The organism is Streptomyces sp. NPDC048462, from assembly GCF_043200175.1.
Taxonomy (GTDB): domain Bacteria; phylum Actinomycetota; class Actinomycetes; order Streptomycetales; family Streptomycetaceae; genus Streptomyces.
This window is the reverse complement of the sequence record NZ_JBICXG010000048.1, coordinates 17,023-24,629: the sequence shown is the minus strand read 5'-3', so window position 1 is coordinate 24,629 and position 7,607 is coordinate 17,023. Positions and strand designations below refer to the sequence as shown.

Sequence of the window (7,607 nt, the reverse complement as noted above, 5' to 3'; positions counted from 1 at the left end):
AACATTTTCTGCGACTTTCCTCCGGGCGCTTCCCTTCGGTCTTGCGTTTCCGACTCTATCAGACTCTTTCGTGTCCGATTCCCGGTCGAAGCGGGATTGCTTTCGAGGAATTCGCTTTCGCGCTTTCCCTTTCGGCGTGTTCACTACTTTAGCCGATTCCCCCGGTGACTCATAATCGAGTCAATGGAACGTATTTCGGCATGCCGAAATACGCACCCGCTGGGGTGAGTCGTAGGTAGTGGTTGGCCACTTCGAGTTGCCCGGCATCAGGTCCGAAGGACCAGACCGTTGGCTGTACCCGTGTCAAGCGGCTCGGACTACATTAGGTGCCCCGCATGGGCGAGTCAAGTTGACCTGCGGCGTGGTGTGTGTGCCCGGTAGGGGCTCACCGTGGGGTCGCCGTCGACCCAGAACCGCCACGGGTGGGTTGCACCGTCTCCGCCCACTCCGGTGCGCGGACCGTTGCGTACCTGGTCGCGTGGTGCTGGGGTGCCGTGCAGTACGGAGAGGACGGCACCCGGGCGGGCGATGGCGTCGGTGCCGTCGAGCCCGCGGTCGATGTCGAGGGCCGTCGCGAGCCGGGCCGGCCCTTTGGCCAGTTCTCGGTCATTGCGGGCCGAGAGTCGACGTTTACGGGTGAGGTCGGCGCCGGTGATGATGTCGCCCGCTCTCAGCAGCACACCGCTCGCCAGGCCCTCGGGGCCGCACACCAGGTTGAGGCAGTGCCACATGCCGTAGGTGAAGTAGACGTACGCGTGGCCGGGCGGCCCGTACATCACGCCGTTGCGCGCGGTCCGGCCGCGGAAGGCGTGCGAACCGGGGTCGACCTCCCCCGCGTACGCCTCCACCTCGGTGAGACGCAGCTCGATGGGACCCTCCGGCGTGCTGCGTACCAGCGTCCGGCCCAGAAGGTCCGGTGCCACGTCCAGTACGGGGCGGTCGAAGAAATCCCGCGTCAGCGGCGTACGTTCCTGGCCCTCGATCATGGAGTCCGAGGCTACCGGGAACCGACTACGGTCATGGCGCGTATGTAGGGGTCAGGACCTAGGAGGAGAAAACATGGGCTTCAAGCGGCTGCTCGCGAGCATGGGTGCCGGCGGTGCCTCGGTGGAGACGGAGCTGACCGAGCTCAACGTCGTACCGGGTGGGGTCGTCCAGGGCGAGGTGCGGGTCCAGGGCGGATCGGTGGACCAGCAGATCGAGGGGCTCTCCGTCGGGCTGCAGGCCAGGGTCGAGGTCGAGGGCCAGGAGCAGGAGACCAAGCAGGACATCGAGTTCACCAAGCTGCGGCTCGGCGGGGCCTTCGAGGTGCGGGCGGGTGCGGTGCACGTCGTGCCGTTCGGGCTGGAGATCCCCTGGGAGACGCCGATCACGATGTTCGCGGGTCAGCACCTGCACGGCATGAACATCGGGGTGACCACGGAGCTGGAGATCGCACGGGCGCTGGACTCCGGGGACCTGGACCCGATCAACGTCCACCCGCTGCCGGCGCAGCAGGCGATCCTGGACGCCTTCGGGCAGCTGGGCTTCGGCTTCCGCAGCGCCGATATGGAGCGCGGTCACATTCGCGGGACGCGTCAGCGGCTGCCCTTCTACCAGGAGATCGAGTTCTTCCCGCCGTCGCAGTACCGGGGGCTGAACCAGGTCGAGCTGACGTTCGTCGCGGACGACCGCGAGATGGACGTCGTGCTGGAGATGGACAAGAAGCCGGGTCTCTTCAGTGAGGGCAGCGACTCCTACCGTGCCTTCAAGGTGGGTCTGAACGACTACCAGGGGACCGACTGGGCGGCCTACCTGAATCAGTGGCTCGCCCAGGTCGGCGGTCAGCGCAACTGGCTCTAGGGTCGGTGGGGAGACCCCCGATACCGGAACCACAACAGGAGAGGTGCTGACGTGACCGAGCCGAAGAGGGCGCCGTTGCCGCACGACTTCCATCCCGAGGTCCCCTCGTTCACCGTGGTGAGCGAGGACCTCGCACCGGGGGCCGTGCTTGCGGACGCACAGGTGCAGGCGGCCGGGAACACCTCGCCGCAGCTGCGGTGGGACGGGTTCCCGGCGGGTACGAAGAGCTTCGCCGTGACGTGCTTCGACCCGGACGCCCCTACCGGCAGCGGGTTCTGGCACTGGGTGCTCTTCGACATCCCGGCGTCGGTCACGGAGCTGCCGGCGGGTGCGGGCGGCGGCGCGTTCGAGGGCCTGCCCCCTGGCGCCGTGCACGTCCGCAACGACTACGGGTCGAAGGACTTCGGCGGCGCCGCACCGCCGCCCGGCGAGAACCACCGGTACGTGTTCACCGTGTACGCGGTGGACAGCGAGAAGCTCGGTCCGGACAGCGACGCGTCGCCCGCCGTGGTCGGTTTCAATCTGCGTTTCCACACGCTGGGCCGCGCCCAGCTGGTCGGTGAGTACGCCGAGCCGGCCTGAAGCCCGCAAAGTCGATAGTTCCCCCCTGTTTGCCCTGCCCTGGTCCTGGAGAGATCAGGGCAGGGCACTTTTTATTGCGTTGTCCATTGCGGCCTGCCCGGCCAGAGTTGATCCGGGCCTGCCAGGCGGTGGGCGGCACACGGGAGGTGGGCGGGATGCGGGACACGCTGGTACTGAATGCGAGCTTCGAGCCTCTGTCGACGGTGACGCTGAATCGTGCGGTGGTGCTGATTCTGCAGGACAAGGCCGTCGTCGAGCAGTCGCATCCCGGCCTCCGCATGCGCGGTGCCGCCGTGGACATTCCGGTGCCGAGGGTGATCAGGCTCTGCCGGTACGTGAGGGTGCCGTTCCGAAGACACGCCCCGTGGTCCAGAAGGGGTGTGCTCATACGGGACCAGCACCGGTGCGCGTACTGCGGGCGGCGGGCGAGCACCGTCGACCACGTGGTGCCGCGTGCCCAGGGGGGTCAGGACACCTGGCTGAACACGGTGGCGTCCTGCGCCGAGGACAACCACCGCAAGGCGGCCCGTACGCCGGAGCAGGCGGGGATGCCGCTGTTGCGGCAGCCGTTCGTGCCGTCGCCGGCGGATGCGATGCTGCTGGCGCTCGGGGCCGGCGACCGGTCGGCGCTGCCGGAGTGGCTGGCGCAGTCGGCGGCGTAGTAGGCCTACGCCCGGTGCGCTAGCCGTAGCCCGTCTCCCTGCGGAGGCGGGCTGCCACTCGTCAGCGGAGCAGCAGTTGGACGATGGCGACCGTTCCGACCGTGACGATGAGGGCGCGCAGGATGGCGGGGCTGAGCCGGCGGCCGACCTTGGCGCCGATCTGGCCGCCGAGGGCCGAGCCGACCGCGATCAGCACGACGGCCGTCCAGTCGAACTCCGCGACGAAGAGGAAGAAGAGTGCGGCGATGCTGTTGACGACGGCGGCCAGGACGTTCTTCACGGCGTTGAGGCGCTGCATCGTGTCGTCGAGCAGCATGCCCATCAGGGAGAGGTAGATGATCCCCTGCGCGGCGGTGAAGTAGCCGCCGTACACGCTGGCGAGCATCAGGCCGACGAAGAGCAGCGGGCCGCCGTCGGGGCGGGCCGGGACACCGGTCTGTTCGCGGCGGCGCTGGACGGCTTTGCTGATGCGCGGTTGCAGGATGACCAGGACGAGGGCCCCGGCGACCAGGATCGGCACGATGGTCTCGAAGGCGGTGGACGGCAGCGCCAGCAGCAGTGTGGCGCCGGTCAGTCCGCCGATGAGCGCGCCCACGGCGAGCTTCAGCACACGTGGGCGCTGCCCTTCGAGCTCCTTGCGGTAGCCGATCGCGCCGCTGATGGAGCCGGGGATCAGGCCGAGTGCGTTGGAGACCGTGGCGGTGACCGGGGGCAGGCCGGTGGCGAGCAGTACCGGGAAGGTGATCAGCGTTCCCGAACCGACGATCGTGTTGATCGTGCCCGCGCTGATGCCCGCGGCGAAGACGGCGAGCATCTCCCAGATGGTCATCCCGAATCCCCCGTGGCTGATCGGTGCTTGGTGCACTGATCATGCCCGAGGGGGTGTACACGTCAGTCGACGGGGGGCTGCTCGCGGCGCTCCTTGCCCGAGTCGCCGGTGTTGAAGCCGGGCATGCCGGTTCCGAGGTTGCCGAAGGCGCCGCTGAGGCCCTTGAGTGCGTCGCCGATCTCGCTGGGGACGATCCAGAGCTTGTTGGCGTCGCCCTCGGCGATCTTCGGCAGCATCTGGAGGTACTGGTACGAGAGGAGCTTCTGGTCCGGGTCGCCGGCGTGGATGGACTCGAAGACCGTACGGATCGCCTGGGCCTCGCCCTCCGCGCGCAGGGCGGCGGCCTTGGCCTCACCCTCGGCGCGCAGGATCGCGGACTGCTTCTCGCCCTCGGCGGTGAGGATCGCGGACTGGCGCGTTCCCTCGGCCTGGAGGATCGCGGCGCGCTTGTCACGGTCGGCGCGCATCTGCTTCTCCATCGAGTCCTGGATGGAGGTGGGCGGCTCGATCGCCTTCAGCTCCACACGGTTGACCCTGATACCCCACTTGCCGGTGGCCTCGTCGAGGACTCCGCGCAGGGCGGCGTTGATCTCCTCGCGGGAGGTCAGCGTCCGTTCCAGGTCCATGCCGCCGATGATGTTGCGGAGCGTGGTGACGGTGAGCTGCTCGATGGCCTGGATGTAGCTGGCCACTTCGTACGTCGCGGCCCGTGCGTCGGTCACCTGGTAGTAGATGACCGTGTCGATGTTGACGACCAGGTTGTCCTGGGTGATCACCGGCTGCGGCGGGAAGGGCACGACCTGTTCACGGAGGTCGATCCGGTTGCGGATCGAGTCGATGAACGGGACGACGATGTTCAGGCCTGCGTTGAGGGTGCGGGTGTACCGGCCGAAACGCTCCACGATGGCGGCGCTGGCCTGTGGGATGACCTGGATCGTCTTGATCAGAGCGATGAAGACGAGCACCACCAGAATGATCAGGACGATGATGATCGGTTGCATCGTTTTCCTCGTGCCCTTCGGTTGCCGACGGATCGCGATGATCGAGGTCGAGATCGTGTGAGGGGCCGGAGTCAGGTCGGTTGTCCTGCCGCTCCGGTTCTCATGATGATCGACATCGAGTCTGACAGAACGGGCGCTGCCGTGTGGGCTGTTCGGTCACATGACGACGGCGGTGGCTCCGTCGATTTCGACGACATCGACCTGTTGGCCGGGTTCGTAGCTCAGTTCCGCGTCCAGGGCGCGCGCCGACCAGATCTCCCCGGCCAGCTTGATCCGGCCGCCTTCGCCGGTGACCCGTTCCAGGACGACGGCCTGACGGCCCTTCAGGGCGTCGATGCCGGTGGCGTGATGGGGCCGGTCAGAGCGGTGCCGGTTGGCGATCGGCCGGACCACCGCGATCAGTGCCACCGAGACGATCACGAAGACCAGTACCTGGGCCACGATTCCGCCGCCGAGAGCCGCGACGACCGCCGCGGCGACCGCCCCGACGGCGAACATGCCGAACTCGGGCATCGCGGTCAGGACGAGCGGGATGCCCAGTCCCACCGCGCCGATCAGCCACCACACCCATGCGTCGATGATGTCCACCCGGTCATCGTATGACCGCGAGCACCTCCGCCGACAGGGCGCAGGCGGGGCGGGCACGTGCACAACGGCCCGTCAGGGGCCGGGAGGGCTCTGGGCCGGCCCGGCGAACGCCCCTCAGCCGAGCGGCAGTCCGCGGGCGGTGTAGCGGTCGCCCTGGTGCTCGACGACGAGCGGCAGGCCGAAGCAGAGGGAGAGGTTGCGGGAGCTGAGCTCGGTCTCCATGGGTCCTGCGGCGAGCACCTTGCCCTGCCGGATCATCAGGACGTGGGTGAAGCCGGGGGCGATCTCCTCGACGTGGTGGGTGACCATGATCATGGAGGGGGCGTACGGGTCGCGGGCCAGCCGGCCGAGGCGGCGGACCAGGTCCTCGCGGCCACCGAGGTCGAGACCGGCGGCGGGCTCGTCGAGGAGCAGCAGCTCGGGGTCGGTCATCATCGCGCGGGCGATCAGGGTGCGCTTGCGTTCACCCTCGGACAGGGTGCCGAACTTCCGGTCCAGGTAGTCGGTCATGCCTAGCCGGTCGAGGAAGGCGCGGGCGCGGTCCTCGTCGACCTTGTCGTAGTTCTCGTTCCAGGTGGCGGTCATGCCGTAGGCGGCGGTGAGCACCGTCTGCAGGACCGTCTGGCGCTTGGGCAGCTTCTCCGCCATGGCGACGCCCGCGATCCCGATGCGGGGGCGGAGGTCGAAGACGTCGGTGCCGACGCCGCCGAGCCGCTCGCCGAGGACCGTGGCGCTGCCCTTGCTCGGGAAGAGGTAGCTGGAGGCGACGTTGAGGAGGGTGGTCTTGCCGGCGCCGTTGGGGCCGAGGATGACCCAGCGCTCCCCCTCCTTGACCGACCAGGAGACGTCTTCCACCAGAGCGCGTCCGTCGCGGACCACGGATACGTCCACCAGCTCCAGTACATCGCTCATGAGCGCGTTGTCTCCCCATGCAGTTTCGTGATCGTCGCGTGCCTGTGGGCACAGCTCCCAGGGAAAACCTACGCCACCGCACGAGAGCTTCGGGCGCTGGGCCCGTCGTCGCACGGTTGTCGTAGGGTCCCCCGCCCGTCCCGGGCCCGGGTCCGGGACGGGTGAGACAGGGGCCGGGTCCGTTCCCTAGGCTGTCGGCATGCTTTCGGAACCACGCTCAGGGCTGCTGGCCGCTTGGGGCAACGCGCTGCTGGCCGGACTCGTCTCACCGGACGACGCCGCCGTCGCCATCGTCGGGGAGGACGCGGTGCACCGCGTCGAGGGGCTGCCGGGCGAGGCGGGGCCGGTCGGTCTCACGCTCGCCCTGGGGCGGCTGCGGGGGTTCGGTGTGACCGGTTTCCGGGTCGCACTGCCGGTTCCCGGGCATCCGCTGGGGCTCAGCGGTCCGCCGGAGTTCAACGCGAGGGCGCTGGAGGCCGAGGAGGCGGTGGTGACCTACGGGGCGCCCTACGGGCTGGTGCCCGAGGTGCGTGAGTCGGGCCCGGCCGGGGATCTCCACGTCGCGGTGGCGTGGCACTGCCTGGCGGTGCGGGAGGCGCCGCCCGCCGATGTGCCGTCGCTGGGCGAGGCGGAGCGGGAGCTCGCGGAGGCGTTGCGGGACGCGACGGCGGCGCTGTCGCGGCTCGACGTGGCGGGGTCGGGGCCGGTGGCCGAAGCGGCGCTGGACGCGTACCGGGCGCGGGCGGAGCGGGGGCGCGAGGTGCTGGCCCCGGGGTATCCGCCGCGGGCGGTACGGGTGCTGGAGCTGGCGCAGCGGGTGGGGCTGCTGGTCTCGCTGGCGTACGAGCACGGGCACGGCGGAGCGGTGAGCGCGTCGGAGATGGCCGCGCGGGGGGAGGCGCTGCGGCCGGTGGAGCGGGTGGCCCGGCGGGCGCAGGTGGCGGCGTACAACGCGTATGTGGAGGAGCGGGCGCGGTAGGGGACGGCCGGCACTCGGGGGGCCTGCGTGTACGGGGCCCGGCCAGTGCGCGGCCCGGCGTGCGTTCCGCATCGCGTCGTCCCTCAGGTGCTGCGATGGGTCCTGCCGTGGCGGGGGGGGGGGGGGGGGGGGGCGCCCCCCCGGGGGGGGGGGGGGGGGGGGGGGGGGGGGCGGGGGGGGGGGCCGGGGGGGGCGGGGGGGGGGGCGGGCGG

9 protein-coding genes are annotated in these 7,607 nt (G+C 69.8%); 4 read left to right on the top strand and 5 right to left on the bottom strand.

Translation table 11 applies throughout. The annotated features are described in order from the left end of the window. Nucleotides 1-344: 344 nt before the first annotated feature. Complete coding sequence (locus tag ACGFU6_RS38240; RefSeq protein WP_393617169.1) at nt 345-986, bottom strand: DNA-3-methyladenine glycosylase; 642 nt, start codon at nt 984-986, stop codon at nt 345-347. 73 nt (nt 987-1,059) lie between these two features. Between ACGFU6_RS38240 and ACGFU6_RS38235 the strand changes: the two genes are divergently transcribed. The 3 genes from ACGFU6_RS38235 to ACGFU6_RS38225 all read left to right on the top strand — a co-directional run bounded on the left by ACGFU6_RS38235 (nt 1,060) and on the right by ACGFU6_RS38225 (nt 3,086). Continuing rightward, complete coding sequence (locus tag ACGFU6_RS38235) at nt 1,060-1,842, top strand: sporulation protein (RefSeq protein ID WP_393617168.1); 783 nt, start codon at nt 1,060-1,062, stop codon at nt 1,840-1,842. 51 nt (nt 1,843-1,893) lie between these two features. Next, nucleotides 1,894-2,424 (top strand): YbhB/YbcL family Raf kinase inhibitor-like protein, encoded by a 531-nt coding sequence (locus ACGFU6_RS38230; RefSeq protein ID WP_393617167.1) that lies wholly within the window; start codon nt 1,894-1,896, stop codon nt 2,422-2,424. Between the two features lie 155 nt (nt 2,425-2,579). Further along, complete coding sequence (locus ACGFU6_RS38225; protein WP_024490345.1) at nt 2,580-3,086, top strand: HNH endonuclease; 507 nt, start codon at nt 2,580-2,582, stop codon at nt 3,084-3,086. Nucleotides 3,087-3,147: 61 nt separating this feature from the next. Here ACGFU6_RS38225 and ACGFU6_RS38220 read toward each other — a convergent pair whose 3' ends face one another. From ACGFU6_RS38220 to ACGFU6_RS38205, 4 genes are all read right to left on the bottom strand, one after another. Further along, nucleotides 3,148-3,915: a sulfite exporter TauE/SafE family protein gene (locus ACGFU6_RS38220; RefSeq protein ID WP_393617166.1), complete on the bottom strand. Its 768-nt coding sequence runs from the start codon at nt 3,913-3,915 to the stop codon at nt 3,148-3,150. Between the two features lie 62 nt (nt 3,916-3,977). Further along, nucleotides 3,978-4,916, bottom strand: a complete 939-nt coding sequence (locus ACGFU6_RS38215) for an SPFH domain-containing protein (RefSeq protein ID WP_393617165.1) — start codon at nt 4,914-4,916, stop codon at nt 3,978-3,980. A 156-nt stretch (nt 4,917-5,072) separates the two neighbouring features. Beyond that, entirely contained in the window at nt 5,073-5,504 is a 432-nt protein-coding gene (locus ACGFU6_RS38210; RefSeq protein WP_393617164.1) for an NfeD family protein, read from the bottom strand. Between the two features lie 114 nt (nt 5,505-5,618). Beyond that, nucleotides 5,619-6,416 (bottom strand): ABC transporter ATP-binding protein, encoded by a 798-nt coding sequence (locus ACGFU6_RS38205; RefSeq protein WP_073739907.1) that lies wholly within the window; start codon nt 6,414-6,416, stop codon nt 5,619-5,621. A 199-nt stretch (nt 6,417-6,615) separates the two neighbouring features. Here ACGFU6_RS38205 and ACGFU6_RS38200 point away from each other — a divergent pair, with 199 nt between their 5' ends. Then, a complete protein-coding gene (locus ACGFU6_RS38200; RefSeq protein WP_393617163.1) occupies nt 6,616-7,395 on the top strand; it encodes a hypothetical protein in 780 nt (259 codons plus the stop codon). The last annotated feature ends 212 nt before the right edge of the window (nt 7,396-7,607 follow it).